Consider the following 25,791-nt stretch of genomic DNA (forward strand, 5'->3'; position numbering starts at 1 on the left):
TAACTATGCGCGGCGTGCCGAGTTGAAGGCAAGGCCCGCGGGCACGCCGACAAGACGGTTGCCGTGCGCCCGGCTGCACTGGCCCGGGCGCCTCGACATTACAGCGGTGAAGCGGTTATTGCTCGCCACGTTCCCGGGCAATGGCCCGGTAGCCGATATCGGTACGGTAGAAGCTGCCGTCCCAGGTGATCTGCTCGGCCAGGCGATAGGCTTGCTGCTGGGCGGACTCGACGGTTTCACCCAGGGCGGTGGCGCACAGCACGCGACCCCCAGCGGTCACCACGTCACCGTCCTTCAAGGCAGTGCCTGCATGGAATACCTTGCCTTCGAGCTTCGCAGCCGCCTCCAGGCCCGAAATGGCTGCGCCCTTGGCGTAGTCACCCGGGTAGCCGCCTGCGGCCAGCACCACGCCCAGGCTGGGGCGTGGGTCCCACTGCGCTTCGACCTTGTCCAGGGCCTTGGCGAAGGCCGCTTCGATGAGCAGCACCAGGCTCGATTCCAGGCGCAGCATGATCGGCTGGGTTTCCGGGTCGCCGAAGCGGCAGTTGAATTCGATGACCTTGGGGTTGCCCGCCTTGTCGATCATCAGGCCAGCATACAGGAACCCGGTGTAGACATTGCCTTCCTCGGCCATGCCGCGCACGGTCGGCCAGATCACCTGGTCCATGACCCGCTGGTGCACGTCGTCAGTGACTACCGGGGCAGGGGAGTAGGCACCCATGCCGCCCGTGTTCGGGCCGCTGTCCTGATTGCCGACGCGCTTGTGGTCCTGGCTGGTGGCCATGGGCAGCACGTTGTGGCCGTCGACCATGACGATGAAGCTGGCTTCCTCGCCATCGAGAAACTCCTCGATGACCACGCGTGAACCTGCTTCCCCAAAGGCATTGCCCGCGAGCATGTCACGCACGGCGGCTTCGGCTTCTGCCAAGGTCATGGCGACGATGACGCCCTTGCCAGCGGCCAGGCCATCGGCCTTGATGACGATCGGCGCGCCTTTTTCCTGCAGGTACGCCAGGGCCGGTTCGATTTCGGTGAAGTTCTGGTAGTCGGCCGTCGGGATCTTGTGGCGGGCCAGGAAATCCTTGGTGAACGCCTTGGACCCTTCCAGCTGGGCAGCGCCCTGGGTCGGACCGAAGCAGTCCAGGCCACGGCTGCGGAACAGGTCGACCACACCGATGACCAGGGGCGCTTCCGGGCCGACGATGGTCAGGTCGACGTTCTTCTCGGCAAAATCAGCCAGTTGCTCCAGGGCGCAGACGTCGATCGCGACGTTCTCGCACTTGGTCTCGATGGCGGTGCCAGCGTTGCCCGGGGCCACGAAGACTTTTTCGACGCGTGGGTCCTGGGCGACTTTCCAGGCCAGGGCGTGCTCACGGCCGCCGCTGCCGATGATCAAAACTTTCATGTCAAAACCTCTAGATCTGTCGAGCGAGAGGCCCTGCCTCTCGCTGTGCCAGGTCGCACCGCGGCAGTTGCCTACCTGGGTGCGGCCGATTGCCGTGAATCAGTGGCGGAAGTGGCGCATGCCGGTGAACACCATGGCGATACCGGCTTCATCAGCGGCAGCGATCACCTCGGCGTCACGCATCGAGCCACCTGGCTGGATGACCGCGCTGATGCCGACCTTGGCCGCATTGTCGATGCCGTCACGGAACGGGAAGAAGGCGTCCGAAGCCATGACGGCACCCTGCACCTGCAAGCCGGCATGCTCGGCCTTGATGGCGGCGATACGGGCGGAGTTGACCCGGCTCATCTGGCCCGCGCCCACGCCGATGGTCTGGCGCTGCTTGGCATAGACGATGGCGTTGGATTTGACGAACTTGGCCACTTTCCAGGCGAACACCAGGTCGTGGATCTCTTGTTCGGTCGGTGCACGCTGGGTGACGATCTTCAGGTCATCGGCCGTGATCATGCCGATGTCACGGCTCTGGACCAGCAGCCCGCCGTTGACTCGCTTGAAGTCCCAGCCGGCAGCCCGCTCAGCTGGCCACTCGCCACATTCGAGCAGGCGCACGTTCTGCTTGGCTGCAACCACATCGCGGGCAGCCTGGGAGATCTTCGGTGCGATGATCACCTCGACGAACTGGCGCTCGACGATGGCCTTGGCGGTTTCGCCGTCCAACTCGCGGTTGAAGGCAATGATGCCGCCGAAGGCCGATTCGGTGTCGGTGGCGTAGGCCAGGTCGTAGGCTTTGCGGATACCGCCTTCGTCTTCAGGCACCACGGCCACGCCACACGGGTTGGCATGCTTGACGATGACGCAGGCCGGCTTTACGAAGCTCTTGACGCACTCGAGCGCCGCGTCGGTGTCGGCCACGTTGTTGAAGGACAGCTCCTTGCCTTGCAGCTGCACGGCAGTGGAAATGCTGGCTTCGCCTTTCTTGGCTTCCACGTAGAACGCCGCACGCTGGTGCGGGTTCTCGCCGTAGCGCATTTCCTGGGCCTTGACGAACTGGGTGTTGAAGGTGCGCGGGAAGTCGCCGCGTGCTTCGGTGCTCAGGGTTTCCTTGGCCTGGTCCACGGTGCCCATGTAGTTGGCGATCATGCCGTCATAGGCTGCGGTGTGCTCGAAGGCCTTGAGCATCAGGTCGAAGCGCTGGGCGTAGGTCAGGCCGCCGGCCTTCAGGCCCTCGACGACGCTGGCGTAGTCACCGGCGTTGACCACGATGGCCACGTCCTTGTGGTTCTTGGCAGCCGAGCGGACCATGGTCGGGCCGCCGATGTCGATGTTCTCGATGGCGGTCGGCAGGTCGCAGCCAGGCTTGGAGATCGTGGCTTCGAAGGGGTACAGGTTGACCGCCACCAGGTCGATGGGCTTGATCCCGTGCTCGTTCATGATCGCGTCGTCGGTGCCGCGGCGACCGAGGATGCCGCCATGGATCATCGGGTGCAGGGTCTTGACCCGGCCATCCATCATTTCGGCGAAGCCGGTGTAGTCGGCCACTTCCACCGCGTTGACACCGTTGTCCTTGAGCAGCTTGTAGGTGCCGCCGGTGGACAGTATCTCGACGCCGAGCTGTTGCAGCTCACGGGCAAATTCGAGGATACCGGTCTTGTCGGAGACGCTGATCAGGGCGCGGCGGACTGGCAGGCGGGTAGTCTGGTCGGTCATTTCGGGTTCCAATAACGCGGTGGAGTCAGCAAAAAAGGCGTCTGTGTTGAGACAGGCGCCTTTTTCGATCGGGATTCTGGCTTACAGCAAGTCGTATTGCTTGAGCTTCTTGCGCAGCGTGCCTCGGTTCAACCCGAGCATCTCGCTGGCTTTGGTCTGGTTGCCCTTCACATAGCTCATCACGCTTTCAAGCAGCGGCGCCTCGACTTCGGAGAGCACCAGGTTGTACACGTCCGTGACGGTCGCGCCTTCGAGGTGGGCGAAGTAGTTGTGCAGCGCCTTCTCGACGCTGTCGCGAAGGGTCTGGCCCTCTTCGCTCGGCGTGTTCAGGTGCTGTTTCAGGTTGGCGTTGTCGCTCACGGGCGTTGTTCCACTCACAAATGTTTCGGTCATCATCGTCATGCGGCCACCCCTTGTCCGTCCTCTGTCTCAAGGCTCTGTCGACGTTCACTGAAAAACGCGCGAACGTTGGCGCACTGCGCTTGTGTGTCTTCCAAAGCGTTGAACCGGGAGCGAAACTCCTTGCCGCCGGGTCGTGTCGCCAGGTACCAGCCCACGTGCTTGCGGGCGATCCGCACACCCATGACATCGCCGTAGAAGGCGTGCAGGGCGGCCAGGTGCTCCAGCAGGATGCGTTCCACCTCGTCCAGCTGCGGCGCTGGCAACTGCTCGCCAGTGCGCAGGTAATGCTCGATCTCGCGAAAGATCCAAGGCCGGCCTTGAGCGGCCCGGCCGATCAGCAGGCCATCGACGCCCGTGGCGTCGAGCACTGCCTTGGCCTTTTGCGGCGAGGTAATGTCGCCGTTGGCGAAGACCGGAATGGACACCGCTTGCTTGATAGCGGCGATGGTGTCGTATTCGGCTTCACCGGTGTACAGGTCGGCGCGTGTGCGGCCATGCACCGCAAGCGCCTGGATGCCAGCCTGTTCGGCTATTTTCGCCACGTTCAGGCCATTCTTGTTGGCCCGGTCCCAGCCGGTGCGGATCTTCAGCGTCACCGGAACATCCACGGCGCCCACGACGGCCCGCAGAATGTCGCTGACCAAGGCTTCATCTCTCAATAAAGCAGAGCCTGCCGCCTTGTTGCAGACTTTTTTTGCCGGGCAGCCCATGTTGATATCGATGATCTGGGCGCCCGCGGCGACATTGGCCTGTGCAGCCGCCGCCATCATCTGTGCGTCGCCCCCGGCGATCTGGACCGAGCGCGGCTCGGGATCGCCTTCGTGGATGCGGCGCAGGCTCGACTTGCGGCTGTTCCACAGGGACAGGTCGCTGGAGACCATTTCCGACACCACCATGCCTGCGCCCATGCGCTGGCAAAGTGTTCGGAACGGCTGGTCCGTGACCCCAGCCATGGGTGCGAGGATCAGGTTATTGCGCAGTGTATAAGGGCCGATGCGTACCGCCGACATAGGTGTTCCCTGTTGTGGGGCCGAATCTTGAGGTTCGAAAAAGGGTTGGCATGATACCCGCTCTGGATGACCGGATAAAGATGGATTTGGATAAAATCTGAACAACTGAGGGTTGCCGCCCCTGCACCCTGGGCTCCGGGTCGTCAGGCCCCGGACAAGCGGCATCATGGCCGGCGCAGCGGCAGCGTACCTGTTGGCCGTCAGGGTTTATTCCGGCGAGCGGAAGCTCAAGCTGTAGTTCACCGCTCGCTGACCTGGGTCAAGAATATCCAGCGCGATGTGGATTGGCGTCTGGCTGGGCATTTCGCCGCGTCCGGCCAGCTCCCCGGACAGGTATTCGGCCGGCTTGAAACGGCGACTGGCGATCAGCTGGCCATTGAGGTCCGAGAAGCGCAGTTCGAGCAGTGGAAAGGGTTGGGCGAAGGGGGCACGGTTATAGATGATGGCGTCCACGATCAGCGCACCTTTGAAGTCCGGATGGCTGCGCACCACCAGGTTGCTGCTCTTGATCCGGTTCACATCGACACGAGAGGGGACCTGGCAGCCCACGGCCGGACACACCTGCTCGAACAGCGGGCGGTACTGGTCCTGTCGGGACAGCTCGTCGAAATGGAACCAGACGTACTGCAAGGCGAGCATGGCAGCAGCGATCAGCGTCAACCCACCCCACAGCAGGCGCTTGCCCCAGGCCGGGGCCGGCTTCTCCCAGCCCAGTTGCAGCGGGTCGTCCACCACATCCACCAAGGGTTCCTTGCGCCTTGGGCGTTCGGCCTTGTCAGTGACCTCAGGCTCCATGCGCCCCATGGGCAACGGCGCTTCATCGTGTTCATCGTCGGCGCGCAGGCTGGTTGCCAAGGGTTCGTCGTCGTGCGCGGTGAGGCCGGCAATCGACACCTCGTCATCGTCTTCGGGTCGCAGTGGCGCTCCCAGTTTTGGCTCATCCTCATCCGTCACGATGCTGCCCAGCGGCGGCTCATCTTCTGCGTCTGCGTCCAGGCCGGCGGTGAAGGTCGGCTCGGTACGCGCCTCGCGCCGCGAATCTGCCTGGGGAGCAGGCTCGAGTACGGGGGCAGCAGCAGCCTGTTCCGGTTCAAACGGCTCGCCTGCTGCAGTGCCGAACACTTCGTCCAGGTGTTCGTCCGCGTCCTCCTCGTGACGCCGTGCCTGCAGCATGGACGCCTGATCGGCCTCACGCACCTGTACGGGCGCGTGGCGGCGCTCCAGGCGCTCCAGTTCCTTGTCCAGGTCGAGCTCGTCCAAGGCCTGGGCGGTCTGGGCCCAGGCCTCGTCGTCCGGCGCGATGGGGTGCACGTGCGCGGGGGTGGGCGCGGCAGGCGCCGGCGCTGCCTCGGTGGCCGGCAGCGGGCTCGGCGGGAGGGGGGCGCTGCGGTTCTGCTCCAGTAGCTGCTTGGCGGCATTGAACACTTGCAGGCACTGGCCGCAACGCACCACGCCACGGGCCACGCTCAACTGGTGGTGGGTGACACGAAAGCTGGTCTGGCAATGCGGGCACTGGGTGACGAAACTGTCGGTCATGCGGCAATCCGGAGGCTGTGCTGAGGGCTATTCTAGGTTCGACTAGCGGCGGCGACCACTGATTCGCACCCAGCCATCGCGAACGACGATAGGGTCCAGGTCGAAATCGGCAGCGTAGGCGGCGGCCACTTCTTCGCCTTGTTCAGCGAGAATGCCCGACAACGCCAGCAGACCGCCCGGGCGGACCAGGCCGCTGAGCTGCGGTGCCAGCGACACCAGTGGCCCGGCCAGGATGTTGGCCACCAGCACGTCGGCCTGCATGGCAGGCATGTGCTCGGGCAGGTACAGCGCGAACAGCTCGTCGGCAATGCCGTTGCGTTGGGCATTGTCGCGAGAGGCTTCGATCGCCTGCACGTCGATGTCCGTGCCTACCGCTTCGCGCGCGCCCAGCAACAGTGCAGCGATCGCCAGAATGCCCGAGCCACAGCCAAAGTCCAGCACCTGGGTGCCCTGCAACTGCTGACCGTCGAGCCACTCAAGGCACAGCGCCGTGGTGGGGTGCGTGCCCGTGCCGAACGCCAGCCCAGGATCGAGCAACAGGTTCACGGCGTCCTTTTCCGGAGCATCGTGCCAGCTCGGCACGATCCACAGCCGGCGGCCGAAACGCATCGGCTGGAAATTGTCCATCCAGCTGCGTTCCCAGTCCTGGTCTTCGATCACTTCGGCCTGGTGCTGGGGCAGCTCGACGCCCGTCAGCAGGCGCAGGTGCGCGAACACCTGTTCAGGGTTGGTGTCAGCCTCGAACAGGGCCAGCAGGTGGGTGTGCGACCACAGCGGCGTGGTATTGAGGTCTGGCTCGAAGATGGGTTGATCTTCGGCGTCCATGAAGGTGACCGACACCGCGCCGACTTCCAGCAGCGCGTCTTCGTAGGTTTCGGCTTGTTCCGGGCTGATGGCCAGACGTACTTGCAGCCAGGGCATGGCGTGTACCTTTGATAGATCCAGAAGGGCAGCCCAAGGCTGCGCGGAGCCTGGCAGTTTACGCGAGTGCGTAGGGTTTGTAGAGACGCCTGCGCCTGTCAGGTGCCGGTGCCTAGACAAAGCACAGGGACAGGGATTCAGCCCGGTAGGCGGGCTTGTCCTCGTCTTTTATCTCCAGCGTGGCGATGGCCTTGAGCAACCATTGGCCGGGGCGCTTTTGCTGCACATCGGCCAGCTCGACATGCAGGCGCACCTGGCTGTCGACCTTCACCGGCTGAATGAAGCGCACGCTGTCCAGGCCGTAGTTGACGACCATCTTCAGCCCCTGCGGCAAGACCAGGATGTCCTCGATCAGCGCAGGAATCAGGGACAGGGTCAGAAAGCCATGGGCGATGGTGCCGCCGAACGCGGTTTGCGCAGCTCGCTGCGGGTCAACGTGGATGAACTGATGATCGCCAGTCGCCTCGGCGAAACGATCGATACGCTGCTGGTCGATGGTCAGCCAGGCCGAGTGGCCGAGGGACTTGCCGACGTATTGGGTAAGCGCGGTGGCCGGCACTAGCGGCATGGTAATCCTCCTGGGTATGAAATGGCACGCGCGTGCAAGATCAGCATGCTTGGCCAGGCCGGTCAAGTTGCGCTCGGCGCGGGCAGCGTGCCCATGCTTATAATGAGCCGCACGCCTGAAGGAGAACGTTATGCTGTTGCGGGGTTTGACCTGGCTGGTGCTGTTCCAGCTGTTGGGGACGGCAGTCAATCATCTGTTGGTTCCCGTCCTGCCGGGGCCGATCATCGGCCTGTTGCTATTGCTGGGTTTTCTGATGGTGCGCGGCGAGGTGGGTGCGCCCCTCAACGAAGCTGCCGGCAGCCTGCTGCGCTACTTGCCGCTGTTGCTGGTGCCTCCGGCCGTGGGGGTGATGGTGTATGCCCGTGACATCGCCGCCGACTTCTGGGCCATCGTCGGTGCGCTGTTGATTTCCTGCCTGCTGACGCTGGTGGTGGTGGGCGTGCTGATGCAGAAACTCATTCATCGTCAGGCCCGGCGCGAGGACCAGCCATGATGCTCGACTGGCAAGGCGCATTGGATGCAGTGGTCCACCACCCATTGTTCGGCATTGGCGTGACCCTGGGGGCCTACCAGCTGGTGCTGGCCGGGTATGAGAAGACCCGCTGGATCTTCCTGCAGCCGGTGCTGGTGTCGATGGCCCTGGTGATCGGCGTGCTGCTGCTGTGCGGCATCGACTACGCCGAATACCGCAAGAGCACCGAAATCATGAACATCCTGCTGGGCCCTGCCACCGTGGCCTTGGCGGTGCCGCTGTTCCTGAACCTGCGGCGCATTCGCCAGTTGTTCTGGCCGACCTTGACTACGCTGGTACTCGGAGGCCTGTTCGCCACGGTGTGCTGCCTGTTGCTAGGGTGGTGGTTTGGCGCTGAGCACATGATCCTGATGACCATGGCGCCCAAGTCCGTCACCTCGCCCATCGCGATGCTGGTAGCCGAGCAGATCGGTGGCGTGGCGGCGCTGGCTGCGGTCTTCGTGCTGATTACCGGGGTGATCGGGGCCATTTTCGGGCCTGCCTTGTTGAGCCGCTGCGGTGTGCTCAGCCCTGAAGCGCGGGGCATGTCCCTGGGCATCACGGCCCACGCGGTCGGCACCTCGGTGGCCTTGCAGGAAAGTGACGAATGCGGCGCCTTCGCCGCGCTGGCGATGAGCCTGATGGGCGTGGCAACGGCAGTGTTCCTGCCGCTGGCCGTCAGCCTGGTGGCTTGAGGAGTGATGATGATGCTACCGCTGTTTCCCCTCGACACCGTGCTGTTCCCAGGGTGTTTTCTCGACCTGCAGATTTTCGAAGCCCGCTACCTGGACATGATCGGGCGTTGCATGAAACAAGGCGAAGGCTTTGGCGTGGTCTGCATCGTGGAGGGCGAGCAGGTCGGCAAGGCGCCGCCCGTGGTGGCGTCCATTGGCTGCGAAGCGGTGATCCGCGATTTCGTCCAGCAGGACAATGGCCTGTTGGGTATTCGCGTCGAAGGGGTGCGGCGTTTCGATCTTCAGGCCACCGAAGTGCAAAAGGATCAACTGCTGGTGGGGCAGGTACAGTGGCTGCCTGAGCTTGACGACAGCCCCTTGGAGGAAGCGGACGACGACTTGCTGGCCCTGCTGCTGGCCTTGGGCGAGCACCCGATGGTCGAGGCGCTCGACATGCCCCGGCCCGTGGACGGGCGTCAGGCGCTGGCCAACCAACTGGCCTACCTGCTGCCCTTCACCGAGCAAGACAAGCTGGACTTGCTGGCCCAGGACTCGCCCGAGCAGCGGCTGGGCGAGATCCACAGGTTGCTCGAGCGCATCCAGGGTGAGCTGTTTGCCTGAATAGCGCCTGGCGTCAGTACTGGTACCTGAGCAGGGCGTGGGGCAGGGCGTGGGTGGCAAAGAAGGCCAGCAAGGCGATGCAGGCCGGCAATACCAGCCACCAGACCTTCAGGGGCAGGGCCGGCAGGGTCTGACGGTACTGGGACAATGTCAGGCTGATCGCGCAGACGCAGCAGGCCAGCAGGGCGCCGGCCAGGATGTCGGTGGGCCAGTGTGCACCCAGGTACACCCGCGACAGGGCAATGGCCAATGCCGGAATGCAACCCAGCATGATCCAGGTCAGGCGCATGCGCGGTGGCTGGCCGCGGCCGGCGAGCACCGCTAGCACCAGAAAGAACGCAAACGACGCCGAACTGTGGCCGCTGGGCATACTGTAGCTGGTCAGCGGGTCGGTCAGCACTTCCGGCCGGGCCCGGGCGAACAGCCACTTGAGCGTGCCATTGGCGATGGCGGTGCCCATCAGCGCCCCAGCTGCGAAGAAAGCGTGCCGCCACTGGCGTACCACCAGCAGCAAGCCTGTCAGCAGCCCGCCGAGGAAGAACTGGGTGCGAAAATCCCCGAGCCGCGTCACCACCACCACAGCGCCGTCGATGGCCTGGCTGCGATGCTCCTGGACCAGCGTCATCACCCCGTCGTCGAAGGCGTGCAGGTAGGGCCAGCCAAGAAATACCCCGGCCAAGGCCAGCAGGCACAGGGCACCAATCAGCCGTGTGCCGTGGCGACGGTCGCGGATGCTGGTGCTCAGGCTAAGGCCGATGATCACCGCCAGCGTGCCGAAAATGATCCCGGCCTGGGGCCAGAAGCCTTCGGGCAGGGGCAGGCGCATGGCCGCACCGGTGGCCCAACCGGGCAGCAGGTAGGCGATCGACCACCCTGCGGCTGCCACCAGGCTCACGGCGATGAACCGCAGTAGCGGCATGTCGAACATGCCGGCGACCATTGGCAGCATGGGCCGCAACGGGCCGATGAAACGGCCTACGAGCAGGCTGGCGATGCCATAGCGCTTGAAGTAGGTTTCGGCGCTGCCGATCCATTCCGGGTGGTGCCGCAACACCGGCAGGCGGCGAATGTTCTGGTGGAAATGCTTGCCGATCATGTAGGACAGCGCGTCACCCAGTAACCCGCCCAAAAAGCCCAGCAGCAAGGTTTCGCCAAGGCCCAGCACACCGCTACCTGCCAGCACGGCTACCGCAAACAGCAGCACCGTGCCTGGAACGATGATGCCGGCGATGGCCAGGCATTCGATGCACGCGACCAGGAAGATTGCGACGCCAAGCCACTGTGGGTTGGCACCCAGCCAACCGGTCAGGCCGTCGAGCCATTGTTCCATGGTTCAGCTCTCTTGTTCGATGATGGAGAAGTCACGGCCTTCGACCTGGCCGCGCCGCAATGGGTTGCGTGTGCAGAACCGGGCGTATGCGGCGTCGACGAAGCGGTACGGCAGGTGCTCGTCACGCCCGTGGGGAATGCCCAGACGGGCTGCCTGGATCACCCGGGGCACCGGGTTGGCGCAGTCGTCCACATACAGCCGCTGCGGGTCGAAGCGCTGCGCATCCCAATGTGGCACCTTGAGGCCCAGCGCCCGGCACAACAGCGTCTGCCCCGCGCACAGGCGCTCGACGGAGCGCAGGTTGCCGCTGGCGTCGGGGTTGTTCAGGTGCATCTGCGCCAAGCTGTCGGGCCCTGAGAGGGCGTCCTGCCACGGGTAGGCGGACTTGATGAGCACCGCATTGCCGGGGCCCTGGGCGCTGAAGTTCAGGGAGTCGCCGCCGCGGGCATAGTACATATAGATGTGTCCGCCATCGAGAAACAGCGCCTTGCGCTTCTCGGTGTAGCCCAGCGACGCATGGCTACCCTTGTCGGTGAGGTAATAGGCCTCGGTCTCGATGATGCGGGCGGCAAGCCACAAGTTGCCCTGGCGGTGGCGAATGACCTTGCCCAGCAGGGCTTTGGCCAAGGTTTGGGCGTCGCGGTCGAAAAAGCTGTCTGGCAGTGCTGGCATGCAAGGGCTTCGCAGGCTAAAGGCATGAGGGTAACAGGCGCTACCTTAACCGAATCTGAAACCTTCGAACATGTGACGGCGCAGGGCAGAGATTTCCACAGAGTTCTGCTTCCTTATGGATAAGACCGGTTACATCTTTCCTACAGATTTGCCACAGCTTTTTCTACCATCCGCCACCCACCGCTGGGCGTACACCTGCGCGACAGTTATAATCAGCCGTTTCCCCACCGCCAAGACACCGAGCCCATGACTGAGTCCGTTCTTGACTACATGACCCGCCTGGGTCGCGCAGCCCGTGAAGCCTCCCGGGTAATCGGCCGTGCCAGCACCGCGCAGAAGAACCGTGCCCTGCACGCTGCCGCCGACGCGCTGGATGCAGGCCGTGACGCGCTGATCGCAGCCAACGAGCAGGACTTGGCCCATGGCCGTGCCTCTGGGCTGGAAGCCGCGTTGCTCGACCGCCTGGCCCTGACCCCGGCGCGCATCGACGGCATGATCACCGGCCTGCGGCAGGTCGCCAGCCTGCCGGACCCGGTCGGCGCCATTCGCGACATGAGCTACCGCCCATCGGGTATCCAGGTCGGCAAGATGCGCACGCCGCTGGGCGTCATCGGCATCATTTACGAATCACGCCCGAACGTCACCATCGACGCGGCCAGCCTGTGCCTGAAGTCAGGCAATGCCACGATTCTGCGCGGCGGCTCCGAAGCCATCCACTCCAACCGCGCGATTGCCGCCTGTATCCAGCGCGGCCTGGCGGCGGCGGGCTTGCCCGCCGCCGTGGTTCAGGTGGTGGAAACCACCGACCGCGAGGCGGTGGGCGCGCTGATCAGCATGCCCGAGTTCGTCGATGTCATCGTGCCGCGCGGTGGCCGGGGCCTGATCGAGCGCATCAGCCGCGACGCACGGGTACCGGTCATCAAGCACCTCGACGGTATCTGCCATGTCCATGTCAGCCAGCATGCCGACCTGGACAAGGCCTGGCGCGTGGCGTTCAACGCCAAGACCTACCGCTACGGTATCTGCGGGGCGATGGAAACGCTGCTGGTGGACCAGCTGGTCGCCGAGCGCTTCCTGCCCGAAATGGCGCGCCGTTTCCAGGAGAAAGGCGTTGAGCTGCGCGGTTGCGAGCGTACCTGTGCGCTGATCGACGCGCACGCGGCCAGCGAGGACGACTGGCACACCGAGTACCTCGATGCCGTACTGTCCATCCGTGTGGTGGACAGCCTGGATCAGGCCATCGAGCACATCAACCATTATGGTTCGCATCACACCGACTCGATCATCACCGAGCATCAGGGGGAGGCGCGCCAGTTCATGGCTGAAGTGGACTCGGCCTCCGTCATGCTCAACACCCCGACGTGCTTCGCCGACGGGTTCGAATATGGCCTGGGTGCCGAGATCGGCATTTCCACCGACAAGCTTCACGCCCGTGGCCCGGTCGGCCTCGAAGGCCTGACGTGCGAGAAATACGTGGTGATCGGCGACGGTCAACTGCGCGGCCAGGAGTCCTGCTGAGTTGAGTCAGGCCCAGGCAGTTCGCCGCGTCGGCATTCTTGGCGGCACCTTCGACCCGGTCCACATCGGCCACCTGCGCAGTGCGCTGGAAGTCGCCGAGTTCATGGCCCTGGACGAGCTGCGCCTGTTGCCCAATGCTCGCCCGCCGCACCGAGACACGCCGCAAGTGGCCGCGCACGATCGCCTGGCCATGGTGCAGGGCGCCGTCGCGGGCGTTGCAGGCCTGAGCGTGGACGCGCGTGAACTGGCACGGGACAAGCCGTCGTACACCATCGATACGTTGGAGTCGATCCGTGCCGAGCTTGCCGCTGACGACCAGTTGTTTCTGGTGCTGGGCTGGGACGCCTTCTGCGGACTGCCCGGCTGGCACCGCTGGGAAGAACTGCTGCAACACTGCCACATCCTGGTGCTGCAACGCCCGGATGCGGATGTAGACCCCCCCGACGAACTGCGCAATCTGCTGGCTGCCCGTTCGCAGAGCGATCCCACCGCCATGTCCGGCCCGGCGGGAAACATTTCGTTCGTCTGGCAGACACCGCTTGCGGTGTCGGCTACACAGATCCGACAGCTGCTGGCCAGCGGCAGGTCGGTGAGGTTCCTGGTGCCGGACGCCGTACTGGCCTACATCGAGGCGCACGAACTGTATCGTGCGCCCAACTGACGGTGCCCCTGGCACCTCATCCTACGAGTTGAACGAGTTTTATATGACCAAGCAGAAAATTTACGGCGACGAACTGGTCGCAGTGACCACGGCAGCGCTGGAAGACGTCAAGGCCCAGGATATCCAGGTCATCGACGTGCGTGACAAGCACAGCCTGACCGATTACATGATCATCGCCACCGGTACCTCCAACCGTCAGATCAACGCCATGGCCGAGAAGGTCCGCGAGGCAGTCAAGGCCAAGGGCGCCCAGCCTCTGGGTGAGGAAGGCAAGGGCGACAGCGACTGGGTGCTGCTGGACCTCAACGATGTCATCGTGCACATGATGACTGCGGCTGCACGCCAGTTCTACGACCTCGAACGCCTGTGGCAGGGCGCCGAGCAGAGCCGCGCCGCCGATGGCAAGCACCACAGCCCGGACCATGTCCACGAGTACTCCGACAAGCTCAAAGATCGCGAATAAGGAAAGCGCCGTGCGTCTGCGCCTGATCGCGGTTGGCTCGCGCATGCCGAAGTGGGTCGAGGAGGGCTGGCATGAGTATGTCAAGCGCCTGCCGGCCGAACTTTCGCTCGAGCTGGTGGAAATACCGCTGAACACCCGCGGCAAGAATGCCGACGTCGCCCGCCTGATTCGCCAGGAGGGCGAAGCCATGCTCAGCAAGGTGCAACCCGGGGAGCGCGTCGTAACCCTGGAGGTCCATGGCAAGCCGTGGAGCACCGAGCAACTGGCAGGTGAACTGGACCGCTGGCGCCTGGATGCGCGCACGGTGAATCTGATGGTGGGTGGGCCCGAAGGGCTTGCGCCGCAAGTGTGCGCCCGCGCCGATCAGCGCTGGTCCCTGTCGCCGCTGACCTTGCCGCACCCGCTGGTCAGGATACTCATCGGCGAGCAGGTCTACCGGGCCTGGACGGTGTTGTCCGGGCATCCCTACCACAAATGAGCCTGTAAGCAGCCCGATGTCGCAGCCGATCCGCCTCAAGGACCACGAAAAAGACGCCCGTCTGGTGCGCAACCGCGTCGTGGTCGGCGCCGTGGCGGTCATGCTGCTCATCTGCGTGCTGATTGCGCGGCTGTATTACCTGCAGATCATCCAGTACGACTACCACTCCACGCTGTCTGAGAACAACCGGGTGCATGTGCAGCCGATTCCGCCGACACGCGGGCTGATCTTCGACCGCAACGGGGTAGTGATCGCCGACAACCGGCCCAGCTTCAGCCTGTCCATGACCCGTGAGCGTGCGGGAGACTGGCAACAAGTGCTGGACAGCATCGTCGAGATACTGGAACTCACTCCAGACGACCGCGCACTGTTCGAAAAGCGCATGCGCCAGGGACGCAGGCCGTTCGAGCCGGTACCCATCCTGTTCGAACTCAACGAGGAACAGATCGCCCGTGTGGCGGTGAACCAGTTCCGCTTGCCAGGAGTGGAGGTGGTCGCCCAACTGGTGCGTCACTATCCACAAGGGGCGCATTTCGCGCATTCGGTGGGCTACGTCGGGCGTATCAACGAGAAAGAGCTCAAAACCCTGGACCCTGTGAACTACAGCGGCACGCACCACATCGGCAAGACTGGTATCGAGCGGTTCTACGAGGCCGCGCTGCACGGCCAGGTCGGCTACGAAGAAGTCGAGACCAACGCCCGCGGCCGTGTGCTCAGGGTGCTCAAACGTACCGACCCCAAGCCTGGCAAGGACATCGTGCTGAGCCTGGACATCAGGTTGCAGGAAGCGGCCGAAGCCGCCCTGGCCGGGCGCCGTGGTGCGGTGGTGGCGCTCGACCCACGTACCGGCGAAGTGCTCGCCATGGTGAGCCAGCCCAGCTTCGACCCCAACCTGTTCGTCACCGGCATCAGCTTCAAGGCCTATGCCGAACTGCGTGATTCGATCGACAGGCCGCTGTTCAACCGCATCTTGCGCGGCCTTTATCCGCCCGGTTCGACGATCAAGCCAGCCGTGGCCATCGCCGGCCTGGACAGCGGCGCGGTGACCCCGAGCAGCCGTGTGTTCGACCCTGGGTACTATCAGCTGCCCAACTACGATCACAAATACCGTAACTGGAACCGCTCGGGTGACGGCTGGGTGGACCTGGACACCGCCATCATGCGCTCCAACGACACCTACTTCTACGACCTGGCCCACAAGATGGGCATCGACCGGTTGTCCAGCTACATGAACAAGTTCGGCATCGGTCAGCGGGTGTCGCTGGACATGTTCGAAGAGTCCGCAGGGTTGATGCCGTCGCGGGAGTGGAAGCGGGCTACGCGCCGGCAGGCCTGGTTCCCGGGCGAAACCCTGATCCTGGGTATCGGCCAGGGCTATATGCAGGCCACGCCTCTGCAACTGGCCCAGGCGACGGCGCTGATTGCCAACAAGGGTGTATGGAACCGGCCGCACCTGGCCAAGACCATCGAAGGGGAACCGCCGGTGGATGAAAACCCGATGCCGGACATCGTGCTGCGCGACAAGGCCGATTGGGCCCGCGTGACCCACGGCATGGAGCAGGTGATGCACGGCGCGCGCGGTACCGCCCGCAAGGCTGCCATCGGTGCCCAGTACCGCATCGCCGGCAAAAGTGGTACCGCACAGGTGGTGGCCATCAAGCAGGGCGAGAAGTACGACCGCAACAAACTTCAGGAACGTCACCGCGACCACGCCTTGTTCGTGGCCTTCGCACCGGCAGAAGACCCCAAGATCGTGGTGTCGGTCATGGTCGAGAACGGCGAGTCGGGCTCTGGGGTGGCTGCGCCTGTGGTGCGCCAGATCATGGATGCCTGGCTGCTGGACGAAAACGGCCGGCTCAAGCCTGAGCTTGCGCCGGTTACCGCTACTCAGGAGTCGCCGCTGTGATGAACAATTTCGATCGCATGCTCTCCAGCGAGGATGTGATGCGTCGGCGCGCCAGCTTCCTGCAGCGCATCCACGTCGATGGTCCCCTGCTGATCATCCTCCTGACCCTGGCCGCGGGCAGCCTGTTCGTGCTGTATTCGGCCAGCGGCAAGAACTGGGACCTGTTGCTCAAGCAGGCCACCTCGTTTGGCATCGGCCTGGTATCGATGTTCGTCATCGCCCAGCTCGAGCCACGGTTCATGGCGCGCTGGGTGCCACTGGCGTACCTGACCGGGGTATTGCTGCTGGTGGTGGTGGACGTCATGGGCCACAACGCCATGGGTGCAACGCGCTGGATCAACATCCCCGGGGTGATTCGCTTCCAGCCCTCCGAGTTCATGAAGATCATCATGCCGGCGACCATCGCCTGGTACTTGTCCAAGCGCACCCTGCCGCCGCACCTCAAGCACGTGGCCATCAGCCTGGTACTGATTGGCGTGCCTTTCATTCTGATCGTGCGCCAGCCGGACCTGGGGACGGCGTTGCTGATTCTGGCCTCCGGTGCCTTCGTCCTGTTCATGGGCGGCCTGCGCTGGCGCTGGATTCTCAGCGTGTTGGCGGCAACGGTGCCGGTGGCGGTGGCCATGTGGTTTTTCGTGATGCACGACTACCAGAAGCAGCGGGTGCTGACCTTCCTCGACCCGGAGAGCGACCCGCTGGGCACGGGCTGGAACATCATCCAGTCCAAGGCGGCGATTGGGTCTGGCGGCGTATTTGGCAAGGGGTGGCTGCTGGGCACGCAGTCGCACCTGGACTTTCTGCCTGAAAGCCACACCGACTTCATCATCGCCGTGCTGGGCGAGGAGTTCGGCCTGGTGGGCATTTGCCTGTTGCTGATCGTGTACCTGCTGCTGATCGGGCGTGGCCTGATGATCACGGCGCAGGCACAGACATTGTTCGGCAAGCTGCTCGCTGGCAGCTTGACCATGACGTTCTTCGTATACGTATTCGTCAATATCGGGATGGTAAGTGGCCTTCTGCCCGTCGTCGGCGTGCCCTTGCCCTTCATTAGCTATGGCGGAACTTCATTGGTGACGCTGCTGTCAGCGTTTGGCGTTCTGATGTCGATCCACACGCATCGAAAGTGGATCGCACAGGTTTGAATAAGGTGAACAATTACATGCAAGCAGTGCGTAACTGGGCTACCCGTTGTGCGCCGTGGTTTGGTGCGGTGAGCCTGTTTGGCGCTGTACAGCTGGCCGAGGCCGGCGACTACGACAACTCGCCCCAGGTGGCCGAATTCGTTGGCCAGATGAGCCGCGACCATGGTTTTGCCCCAGAACAACTGATGGGCGTGTTCCGTGAAGTGCAGCGCAAGCAGTCGATCCTCGATGCGATTTCGCGGCCAGCCGAACGGGTCAAACCCTGGAAGGAATACCGCCCGATGTTCCTCACTGACGCGCGCATTGCGCGGGGCGTGGACTTCTGGCGCCAGCACGAAGCCGTGCTGGCACGGGCCGAGCAGGAATATGGGGTGCCGGCACAATACATCGTGTCGATCATTGGCGTTGAAACCTTCTTCGGGCGCAACACGGGCAACTTCCGAGTGCTTGATGCGTTGTCCACCCTGGGCTTCGATTATCCCCCACGCGCCGAATTCTTCCGCAAGGAACTGCGTGAGTTCCTGCTGCTGGCCCGTGAAGAACAACTCGATCCCCTGACCCTCAAGGGCTCCTATGCCGGGGCCATGGGGCTGCCGCAGTTCATGCCCAGCAGCTTTCGCAACTACGCCGTGGACTTCGACGGTGATGGGCACATCGACATCTGGACCAACCCCGATGATGCCATCGGCAGCGTGGCGAACTACTTCAAGCGCCATGGCTGGATGGCCGGGCAGAGCGTGGTCAGCCGCGCCACCGTGCAGGGCGAGCGCGCCGATCAAGGCCTGACCACCGGTATCGAGCCGGCCAGCACGGTCGGGGAGTTGCGTGCCCTTGGCTGGTCGGTTCATGATTCGCTGCGCGATGATCTGCCCGTCACGGCCTTCCGCCTGGAGGGTGAGAACGGCCCCGAGTACTGGGTGGGCTTGAAGAATTTCTACGCGATCACTCGCTACAACCGCAGCGTGATGTATGCCATGGCGGTGCATCAGCTTGCGCAACAGCTGGTCCAAGCACGGGGCGTCAACTAATGCGCGCAATTTTCTCTACCACTTCCTTCAAGCTGGTCACCTGCGCCGCCATCGGCCTGGCGTTGGTCAGTTGCTCCTCCAGCCGCCCGGCGCCCAAGAGTTCCAGCGGCGCGAGCGTGGTGCGCAGCCAGCCCGGCCTGGACATCAACCGTGCCCACAAGGACGGTGCGCCGTGGTGGGATGTGGACGTCAACAAGATCCCCGATGCCACGCCCACCCTGCACACCGGCAACTACAAGGCCAACCCCTACACCGTCCTGGGCAAGACCTACTACCCGATGCAGGATGCGCGCAACTACCGCGCCGAGGGCACGGCGTCGTGGTATGGCACCAAGTTCCATGGTCAGAACACCGCCAACGGCGAGCTGTACGACCTGTACGGCATGAGTGCCGCGCACAAGACGCTGCCATTGCCCGCCTATGTAAAGGTGACCAACCTGGCCAACGGTCGCAGCGTCATCCTGCGGGTGAACGATCGCGGCCCGTTCTATTCCGATCGCATCATCGACCTGTCGTATGCGGCGGCGAAGAAGCTGGGCTACGCCGAGATCGGTACTGCCCATGTGCGCGTCGAAGGCATCGACCCCCAGCAATGGTGGGCTCAACGCGGCCAGACGCCGCCCATGGTGCTCAAGGAGCCCCAGGTGGCCCAGACCCAGGCGATCCCGGCCAGCTCCGGTCGGGTAGAGCAGTGGACGCCACCGCCGCAGCAGCATGCGGCGCCGGTGGTGCCGGTGCAGGTCGGTGGCAACAACGTGCCTGCCGGCACTGGCGGCAGCTTCCTGCAGGTCGGCGCATTCGCCAACCCCGATGCGGCCGAGCTGCTGCGCGCCAAGCTCAGCAGCATGGTCAGCGCACCGGTGTTCATCAGCTCGATCGTACGCAACCAGCAGACGCTGCATCGCGTACGCCTGGGGCCGATCAACAGCGAGGGTGAAGTCCAGCAGGCGCAGAACAGCATCCGCCTGGCGAACCTGGGGCAGGCCAAGTTGGTCACAGCTGACTGACCAGGCGTCCCGACAGGGTGACTGACCCCTCGCGCACGCTATGAACAGCCTGCGGGTGGGGTCCACCTATGGACAAGAGCGGTGCAAAGTGGCGGTTTTGTCATGAATTGACAGGCCCAGCCATGTACAATGCCGGTTTTGCCCGCAGCGGCACCCTGTCGCACGTTGCCGGGCCAGGCCCCAGGCCAATAACTAGACTGACCGGTGCTGGGCCGTGTGCTTGCCCAGAAAACATCTCCAGACCATTAGCGATTTTCGAGAGACGGATGAACATCACCAACCTTGCCAAACGACTTTGCTTGCCCGTATTGCTCCTGCTCACCCCGGTGGCCTTCGCGGCCGAGCAGATGACGCCCGCGCCGCCTCAACTGGCAGCCAAGTCCTACGTACTCATGGACGCGTCCAGCGGCAACGTGCTGGTCGAGAACAACGGTGACGAGCGTCTTCCGCCAGCCAGCCTGACCAAGCTGATGACCGCCTACATCGCCACGCTGGACATCCGCCGTGGCCAGATCGGCGAAAACGACCCGGTGACCGTCAGCGAAAACGCCTGGCGCACCGGCGGTTCGCGCATGTTCATCAAGGTGGGCAGCCAGGTGACCGTCAGCGACCTGCTGCACGGCATCATCATCCAGTCCGGCAACGATGCTTCCGTCGCCCTGTCCGAGCACATCGCCGGCAGCGAAGACGCTTTCGCCGACATGATGAACAAGACCGCTGCCGACCTGGGCATGACCAACAGTCACTTCATGAACCCCACTGGCCTGCCGAACCCGGAGCATTATTCCTCTGCTCACGACATGGCGATCCTGGCCCGTGCGATCATCAACGTCGACCCGGCCCACTACGCCATCTATTCGCAGAAAGAGTTCTTCTGGAACAACATCAAGCAGCCTAACCGCAACCTGCTGCTGTGGCGTGACAAGACCGTGGACGGTCTGAAGACCGGCCACACCGAAGAGGCTGGCTACTGCATGGTGGCATCGGCGGTACGTGACGGCCAGCGCCTGATCGCCGTGGTGTTCGGTACCAACAGCGAGCAGTCCCGCGCTGCCGAAACCCAGAAGCTGCTGACCTACGGCTTCCGCTTCTTCGAAACCCAGACCTTCTATCAGAAGGGCACCGAGCTGACCAAGGCTCCGGTCTGGAAAGGCGCCACCAGCGAAGTCAAGGCCGGCCTTGCCGAAGACCTGACCATGACCATGCCCAAGGGCCAGCTCAAGCGCCTGCAGGCTTCGATGACCATGAACCCGCAACTGACCGCCCCCATCGCCAAGGGTGACGTGATCGGCAAGGTTGAAGTCAAACTGGACGACAAAGTGGTTCACAGCGCCGACCTGATCGCCCTCGATGGCGTCGAGGAAGGTGGTTTCTTCCGCCGTATGTGGGATAGCATCCGCCTATTCTTCTACGGGTTGTTCAACTGACACGTGACCTGCACGCCCCCGCGTGATCGCGGGGGTGTTGTTGTTGCCACGGCTTGCGAGGCCGTTTCCGCCATGAGCGAACCAGACGTCAAGTCTCACAAAATCGAATTTCCCTGTGCCGATTACCCGATCAAGGTCATCGGTGACACCGTTGTCGGCTTCAAGGACACCGTGATCGAAGTGCTCAGCAAATACGCCGAGGTCGATCTTTCCACGCTGGCCGAACGCCAGAGCAAGGAAGGCAAGTACACCACTGTGCAATTGCACATCGTGGCCGTAAGCGAAAATCAGCTCCACGACATCAACAGCGCCCTGCGTGCCACCGGCATCGTGAAAATGGTGCTCTGATGCCCGGTTGCCTCGGTGTCCGCGAGCTTGGCCTGCAGCCCTATGAACCGGTGCTCGAGGCCATGCGGCGTTTCACTGAGCAGCGCACTGCCGATACCCAGGATGAAGTCTGGCTGGTCGAACACCCGCCGGTCTTCACGCAAGGGCAGGCTGGCAAGGCCGAGCACCTGCTGGTGCCGGGCGATATTCCCGTGGTGCAGACCGACCGGGGTGGCCAGGTGACCTATCATGGGCCAGGCCAGCTGGTGGCCTATCTGCTGCTGGATGTACGCCGCCTGGGCTTCGGCGTACGCGACCTGGTCAGCCGCATCGAGCGCAGCCTGATCGCCCTGCTCGATGGCTACGCGGTGCAGGCCGCTGCCAAGCCCGATGCACCGGGTGTGTATGTAGACGGCGCGAAGATCGCTTCGCTCGGCCTGCGTATCCGCAACGGCCGCTCCTTTCATGGCCTAGCCTTGAACGTGGACATGGACCTGGCGCCCTTTTGCCGAATCAACCCCTGCGGTTATGCGGGGCTGGCGATGACCCAGCTACGTGACCTGGCAGGCCCGATCGAACTCGACGAGGTCAGGACAAGGCTGCGCGAACAGCTGGTCAAGCACCTCGACTACGCAGAGCAGACGACCCTCACGGGCGGAATCGACTGAATATGACTACTGTGCAAGAAGCCGTGCCGAACCTGATCCCAACCCAGGACGCTACTGCGCGTTCCGCCCCCAAAAAGGTCGAAGCCGGGGTCAAGCTGCGAGGCGCCGACAAGGTCGCGCGCATCCCGGTCAAGATCATCCCCACCGACGAGCTGCCCAAGAAGCCTGACTGGATCCGCGTGCGTATCCCGGTCTCGCCCGAGGTAGACCGCATCAAGCAACTGCTGCGCAAGCACAAGCTGCACAGCGTCTGCGAAGAAGCCTCCTGCCCGAACCTGGGCGAGTGCTTCTCGGGCGGCACCGCCACCTTCATGATCATGGGCGACATCTGCACCCGCCGCTGCCCGTTCTGCGACGTGGGGCATGGCCGTCCCAAGCCGTTGGACCTGGACGAGCCGAAGAACCTTGCGGTGGCCATTGCCGACCTGCGCCTGAAGTACGTGGTCATCACCTCGGTTGACCGTGATGATCTGCGCGATGGCGGCGCCCAGCACTTTGCCGACTGCATCCGCGAAATCCGCGCCTTGTCCCCAGGCGTGCAGCTCGAAACCCTGGTTCCGGACTACCGGGGCCGTATGGACGTGGCGCTGGCGATCACGGCCCAGGAGCCGCCGGATGTGTTCAACCACAACCTTGAAACCGTGCCGCGCCTGTACAAGGCCGCTCGCCCGGGTTCGGACTACGACTGGTCGTTGGACCTGCTGCAGAAGTTCAAGCAGCTGGTACCGCATGTGCCCACCAAGTCCGGCCTGATGCTCGGGTTGGGCGAAACCGACGAAGAAGTGATCGAGGTCATGCACCGCATGCGCGAACACGACATCGACATGCTCACCCTGGGTCAATACTTGCAGCCATCGCGCAGCCACTTGCCAGTGCAGCGCTTCGTGCACCCCGACACCTTTGCCTGGTTCGCCGAGGAAGGCTATCGCATGGGCTTCAAGAACGTCGCTTCCGGCCCGCTGGTGCGCTCGTCCTACCACGCCGACCAGCAAGCGCACGAAGCCAAGATCAAGCTCTGATCTGACCGTGAATAGAGAAATGCCGATGCGCCGCAAGGCCGCATCGGCATTTTTTTTTCTGCCAGCCAACCCGTAAGCTGTCCGGGACAAGCCGTATGGAGTTGCCCGATGAAGTGCGTTGAACCTTCTGCCTTGCCACTGCGCAAGGCCATTGCGCCCGATGCCTGTTTTGCCGTGGTTGCCCCGGCAGGCCCCGCGCGTCTGGATGTGCACAAGGCGACCCGGTGGTTCGCCGAGCGCGGCTACCGCTGCCGTGTCTATCCAGGTGCGACTCAGGCCGAGGGCTACCTGGCAGGCGCCGACGCGCAGCGACTACAGGACCTGCACGACGCCTTCCGGGACCCGTCCATCGACGCGGTCCTTTGCATGCGTGGCGGCTACGGCAGTATGCGCCTGCTGGACAGGCTCGATTTCGAGCTGTTGCAAAACCACCCCAAGCCCTTGATCGGCTACAGCGATATCACCGCCTTGCATGCGGCGCTCTACCGCCATACAGGGATGATCAGCTTCCACGGGGCCATGCTCAACGCCGACCTGTTGGGTGGCAAGCAGGCACCGACCGAATCGTCGCTGTTGGCGCAGCTGAGCGGGCACCTGGCAGCCGGTGACCCGATCACACACCCGTCGCAGTTCCCCTTGAACACCGTCATCCCCGGCCTTGCCAGTGGCCCGCTGATGGGGGGGAACCTGTCGATGCTGGGTGCGACCCTGGGGACCTTGGCAGAGCTGGATACCCAGGGCTGCATCCTGTTCATCGAAGATGTGAACGAGCCGTTGTACCGGGTCGATCGTCTGCTGACGCAGTTACGGCTGGCCGGCAAGCTGGAAGGTATCAAGGGTGTGCTGGTAGGGGACTTCGCTGGCATTACCGCGGCGGCGCTGGCACCGCTGCTGCGCGACACGTTCGGCCCCTTGGGCGTACCAGTACTGGCCGGGTGGCGCAGTGGACACTGTGACCCCAATATCTGCCTGCCGCTGGGTGCCCGAGTGACGCTGGACAGCGAACGGCAGCGCCTGGTGCTTGAGCAGGCGCTGTTCCAGGCGTGAGCCTGGCGCCAAGGCCACCCCAGGCAGACGATTGCCGTTGCTGGGGTAGCTGACCCGCACCATCGCCAGTAAGCGTAAGCCTACGGCTACCGTAGGCTCTCCAGGAGTTTGTGCGTCGGGTAACCATCGGCTGGCCAGCCCAGGCCCTGTTGGGCGTTACGGATGGCCTTGCGGGTGTTGGCGCCAATGATCCCGTCGGCGTTACCCGCATCAAAACCCTTGGCATTGAGCAAGTTCTGCAACTCCATGCGCTCGCTGCGGCTCAGGGGCGTGTCGTCCTTGGGCCAGCTGCCAGCGATGAAGCCCCAGCCGGTGAAGCGATCGCTCAGGAGGCTGACGGCCAGCGCGTAGGCCGATGAGTTGTTGTACTTGAGAATGGCGCGGAAGTTGTCGAGAACCAGAAATGCTGGGCCTCGCGCACCAGCGGGCAGCAACAGGGCGGCTGGCAGCTCATTGCTACCGGCTGGCAACTGCGTACCGGCAGGCAGTGTCAGGCCCATGGCCAACCATTCGGCGATAGGCTTGCGCGAGGTCCCGTCAGCTTGCCAATAATCGAAGCCTGCCGGTACCTGCACCTCGAACCCCCAGGGTTGGCCACGCTTCCAGCCTGAGCTTTGCAGGTAATGTGCGGTGGAGGCCAAGGCATCGGGCGTGCTGTTCCAGATATCGCGGCGGCCATCGCCGTCGAAATCCACGGCATGGGTGTTGTAGGTGGTCGGGATGAATTGGGTCTGGCCCATGGCGCCGGCCCAGGAGCCGCGCATCGCGTCGGCTTGGATATCGCCGTGCTGGATGATCTGCAGGGCGGCAATCAGCTGGTCCTGCGCAAACTGTGGACGTCGCCCTTCATAGGCCAGGGTGGCCAGGGAGCGGATCACTGACTTGCTGCCCTGGAACTGGCCGAAGTTGCTTTCCATGCCCCATACCGCGACCAGGATCTGGCGATCGACGCCATAGCGCTGTTCCAGACGGGTCAGCAGCTCGGCGTTCTGCTCCAGCAGCCTTTTGCCGTTGCGTACGCGCAGGGGCGACAAGGCACCTTCCAGGTATTCCCAGACTGGCCGGGTGAATTCTGGCTGACTTCGGTCAGCCTTGATCACGTCCATGTCGGGGGTAACGTCGAGAAACGCCTTGTCGAAGACGTCGGGGGCAATGCCCGCTTGCAGGGCCTGCTGGCGGAAACCTGCTTGCCACTGGGCGAAGGTTTGGGACGGCTGGATATCTGGGTTGCTGTCTGGCGCCTTGCCAGGTGCATTTACGACGGGGGCCGGCTGCGCCTGGGCGAGGGGCAATGCATCGGCTGCCGTGGGTTTTTCCGCACAGGCAACGAGCAGGATGAAGCTGGAGGCCGCAACGAGCTGGCGGGTTTCCCAGCGAGGAAAAAGACGGTAGAGCATGCACAGGTCCAGGTCTGCAGGTCAGGTGATGACCATATCATGCTTGCGCTACGGATGCCTTCATGCCGCCAAAAAGTAAGAAGCCTCCCAATCTCTCGATTGGAAGGCTTCGCGGCGGTAGCTGCCCTTGCCTTTCTCCGGTCGTTCCTGACGGCAACGGAACAGGGGCTGGGCGACGATGGACTTGGCCTTGTTGTGGCCTTGCTTGTTCGGCTTTTTGCTCATGAAGGCGGTTCCTGTGTTCGGACATTGCAGGCTGCATTGTGCAGGGTTGGCCGGGGTCAGGCCAATTGATTGTTTATAGGGTGAGCGTGATCTGGCCGTTTCATGAGGTGGCGTGCCGGCG

At 63.6% G+C, this 25,791-nt stretch carries 27 protein-coding genes; 16 read left to right on the forward strand and 11 right to left on the reverse strand.

Going from position 1 to position 25,791, the window contains the following annotated elements; all coding sequences use genetic code 11:
* Positions 1 to 115: 115 nt before the first annotated feature.
* The 7 genes from purD to MOP87_RS01860 all read right to left on the reverse strand — a co-directional run bounded on the left by purD (position 116) and on the right by MOP87_RS01860 (position 7,549).
* Positions 116 to 1,405 (reverse strand): phosphoribosylamine--glycine ligase, encoded by a 1,290-nt coding sequence (gene purD, locus MOP87_RS01830; protein ID WP_242810048.1) that lies wholly within the window; start codon positions 1,403 to 1,405, stop codon positions 116 to 118.
* A gap of 99 nt (positions 1,406 to 1,504) precedes the next feature.
* Positions 1,505 to 3,112, reverse strand: coding sequence for a bifunctional phosphoribosylaminoimidazolecarboxamide formyltransferase/IMP cyclohydrolase (gene purH / locus MOP87_RS01835; protein ID WP_027915274.1), 1,608 nt, complete (start codon positions 3,110 to 3,112; stop codon positions 1,505 to 1,507).
* Positions 3,113 to 3,193: 81 nt separating this feature from the next.
* Positions 3,194 to 3,514: a DNA-binding transcriptional regulator Fis gene (gene fis / locus MOP87_RS01840; protein ID WP_023534526.1), complete on the reverse strand. Its 321-nt coding sequence runs from the start codon at positions 3,512 to 3,514 to the stop codon at positions 3,194 to 3,196.
* Positions 3,511 to 4,524, reverse strand: a complete 1,014-nt coding sequence (dusB, locus tag MOP87_RS01845; protein ID WP_027915273.1) for a tRNA dihydrouridine synthase DusB — start codon at positions 4,522 to 4,524, stop codon at positions 3,511 to 3,513. The genes fis and dusB overlap by 4 nt, the downstream gene beginning before the upstream one ends.
* 207 nt (positions 4,525 to 4,731) lie before the next feature.
* Positions 4,732 to 6,060, reverse strand: a complete 1,329-nt coding sequence (locus MOP87_RS01850; protein WP_128610965.1) for a DUF3426 domain-containing protein — start codon at positions 6,058 to 6,060, stop codon at positions 4,732 to 4,734.
* A gap of 42 nt (positions 6,061 to 6,102) precedes the next feature.
* Positions 6,103 to 6,981 (reverse strand): 50S ribosomal protein L11 methyltransferase, encoded by an 879-nt coding sequence (gene prmA / locus MOP87_RS01855; protein ID WP_027915271.1) that lies wholly within the window; start codon positions 6,979 to 6,981, stop codon positions 6,103 to 6,105.
* A 112-nt stretch (positions 6,982 to 7,093) separates the two neighbouring features.
* Positions 7,094 to 7,549 carry a MaoC family dehydratase gene (locus MOP87_RS01860; protein WP_027915270.1) on the reverse strand — a complete coding sequence of 152 codons (456 nt, stop codon included), beginning with the start codon at positions 7,547 to 7,549 and terminating at the stop codon, positions 7,094 to 7,096.
* Positions 7,550 to 7,679: 130 nt separating this feature from the next.
* On the opposite strand from MOP87_RS01860, the gene MOP87_RS01865 reads away from it, so the two are divergent.
* Genes MOP87_RS01865 through MOP87_RS01875 form a run of 3 tightly spaced genes read left to right on the forward strand, consistent with a single transcriptional unit; the run spans position 7,680 to position 9,355 of the window.
* A complete protein-coding gene (locus MOP87_RS01865) occupies positions 7,680 to 8,042 on the forward strand; it encodes a CidA/LrgA family protein (RefSeq protein ID WP_023534554.1) in 363 nt (120 codons plus the stop codon).
* Entirely contained in the window at positions 8,039 to 8,755 is a 717-nt protein-coding gene (locus MOP87_RS01870) for an LrgB family protein (protein ID WP_027915269.1), read from the forward strand. The genes MOP87_RS01865 and MOP87_RS01870 overlap by 4 nt, the downstream gene beginning before the upstream one ends.
* 9 nt (positions 8,756 to 8,764) lie before the next feature.
* Positions 8,765 to 9,355, forward strand: coding sequence for an LON peptidase substrate-binding domain-containing protein (locus tag MOP87_RS01875; protein ID WP_145280398.1), 591 nt, complete (start codon positions 8,765 to 8,767; stop codon positions 9,353 to 9,355).
* A gap of 13 nt (positions 9,356 to 9,368) precedes the next feature.
* On the opposite strand, the gene MOP87_RS01880 is transcribed toward MOP87_RS01875, so the two are convergent.
* Positions 9,369 to 10,685 (reverse strand): bifunctional DedA family/phosphatase PAP2 family protein, encoded by a 1,317-nt coding sequence (locus MOP87_RS01880; RefSeq protein WP_027915267.1) that lies wholly within the window; start codon positions 10,683 to 10,685, stop codon positions 9,369 to 9,371.
* A gap of 3 nt (positions 10,686 to 10,688) precedes the next feature.
* Positions 10,689 to 11,357, reverse strand: coding sequence for a DNA-3-methyladenine glycosylase (locus MOP87_RS01885; protein WP_028687160.1), 669 nt, complete (start codon positions 11,355 to 11,357; stop codon positions 10,689 to 10,691).
* A 246-nt stretch (positions 11,358 to 11,603) separates the two neighbouring features.
* Here MOP87_RS01885 and MOP87_RS01890 point away from each other — a divergent pair, with 246 nt between their 5' ends.
* The 13 genes from MOP87_RS01890 to MOP87_RS01950 all read left to right on the forward strand — a co-directional run bounded on the left by MOP87_RS01890 (position 11,604) and on the right by MOP87_RS01950 (position 24,048).
* Entirely contained in the window at positions 11,604 to 12,875 is a 1,272-nt protein-coding gene (locus MOP87_RS01890) for a glutamate-5-semialdehyde dehydrogenase (protein WP_027915265.1), read from the forward strand.
* Position 12,876: 1 nt separating this feature from the next.
* Complete coding sequence (gene nadD / locus MOP87_RS01895) at positions 12,877 to 13,536, forward strand: nicotinate-nucleotide adenylyltransferase (protein WP_027915264.1); 660 nt, start codon at positions 12,877 to 12,879, stop codon at positions 13,534 to 13,536.
* A gap of 43 nt (positions 13,537 to 13,579) precedes the next feature.
* Entirely contained in the window at positions 13,580 to 13,999 is a 420-nt protein-coding gene (gene rsfS / locus MOP87_RS01900; protein WP_027915263.1) for a ribosome silencing factor, read from the forward strand.
* Between the two features lie 10 nt (positions 14,000 to 14,009).
* The gene (gene rlmH, locus MOP87_RS01905) at positions 14,010 to 14,477 is read left to right on the forward strand and encodes a 23S rRNA (pseudouridine(1915)-N(3))-methyltransferase RlmH (protein ID WP_027915262.1); all 468 of its coding nucleotides are present in this window, start codon (positions 14,010 to 14,012) and stop codon (positions 14,475 to 14,477) included.
* A gap of 16 nt (positions 14,478 to 14,493) precedes the next feature.
* Positions 14,494 to 16,383 (forward strand): penicillin-binding protein 2, encoded by a 1,890-nt coding sequence (mrdA, locus tag MOP87_RS01910; RefSeq protein ID WP_242810049.1) that lies wholly within the window; start codon positions 14,494 to 14,496, stop codon positions 16,381 to 16,383.
* 38 nt (positions 16,384 to 16,421) lie between these two features.
* Entirely contained in the window at positions 16,422 to 17,525 is a 1,104-nt protein-coding gene (gene rodA, locus MOP87_RS01915; protein WP_042139378.1) for a rod shape-determining protein RodA, read from the forward strand.
* Between the two features lie 17 nt (positions 17,526 to 17,542).
* Positions 17,543 to 18,553, forward strand: coding sequence for a lytic murein transglycosylase B (gene mltB, locus MOP87_RS01920; RefSeq protein WP_242810050.1), 1,011 nt, complete (start codon positions 17,543 to 17,545; stop codon positions 18,551 to 18,553).
* On the forward strand, positions 18,553 to 19,560 hold the full coding sequence (locus MOP87_RS01925; protein WP_027915258.1) for a septal ring lytic transglycosylase RlpA family protein: 1,008 nt from the start codon (positions 18,553 to 18,555) through the stop codon (positions 19,558 to 19,560). Before mltB ends, MOP87_RS01925 begins: the two co-directional genes overlap by 1 nt.
* Before the next feature lie 266 nt (positions 19,561 to 19,826).
* Positions 19,827 to 20,987, forward strand: coding sequence for a D-alanyl-D-alanine carboxypeptidase family protein (locus tag MOP87_RS01930; protein ID WP_023534573.1), 1,161 nt, complete (start codon positions 19,827 to 19,829; stop codon positions 20,985 to 20,987).
* Positions 20,988 to 21,059: 72 nt separating this feature from the next.
* Positions 21,060 to 21,335: a DUF493 domain-containing protein gene (locus MOP87_RS01935; RefSeq protein ID WP_028687158.1), complete on the forward strand. Its 276-nt coding sequence runs from the start codon at positions 21,060 to 21,062 to the stop codon at positions 21,333 to 21,335.
* A complete protein-coding gene (lipB, locus tag MOP87_RS01940) occupies positions 21,335 to 21,982 on the forward strand; it encodes a lipoyl(octanoyl) transferase LipB (RefSeq protein ID WP_027915256.1) in 648 nt (215 codons plus the stop codon). The genes MOP87_RS01935 and lipB overlap by 1 nt, the downstream gene beginning before the upstream one ends.
* A 2-nt stretch (positions 21,983 to 21,984) precedes the next feature.
* The gene (gene lipA / locus MOP87_RS01945; protein ID WP_027915255.1) at positions 21,985 to 23,001 is read left to right on the forward strand and encodes a lipoyl synthase; all 1,017 of its coding nucleotides are present in this window, start codon (positions 21,985 to 21,987) and stop codon (positions 22,999 to 23,001) included.
* 108 nt (positions 23,002 to 23,109) lie between these two features.
* A complete protein-coding gene (locus MOP87_RS01950) occupies positions 23,110 to 24,048 on the forward strand; it encodes an LD-carboxypeptidase (RefSeq protein WP_242810051.1) in 939 nt (312 codons plus the stop codon).
* Positions 24,049 to 24,134: 86 nt separating this feature from the next.
* On the opposite strand, the gene MOP87_RS01955 is transcribed toward MOP87_RS01950, so the two are convergent.
* Positions 24,135 to 25,445 (reverse strand): lytic murein transglycosylase, encoded by a 1,311-nt coding sequence (locus MOP87_RS01955; protein WP_028687156.1) that lies wholly within the window; start codon positions 25,443 to 25,445, stop codon positions 24,135 to 24,137.
* Between the two features lie 60 nt (positions 25,446 to 25,505).
* Positions 25,506 to 25,670 carry an alternative ribosome rescue factor ArfA gene (gene arfA / locus MOP87_RS01960; RefSeq protein ID WP_027915252.1) on the reverse strand — a complete coding sequence of 55 codons (165 nt, stop codon included), beginning with the start codon at positions 25,668 to 25,670 and terminating at the stop codon, positions 25,506 to 25,508.
* Positions 25,671 to 25,791 lie beyond the last annotated feature (121 nt).

The organism is Pseudomonas sp. I3-I5, assembly GCF_022699445.1.
GTDB lineage: Bacteria > Pseudomonadota > Gammaproteobacteria > Pseudomonadales > Pseudomonadaceae > Aquipseudomonas > Aquipseudomonas fulva.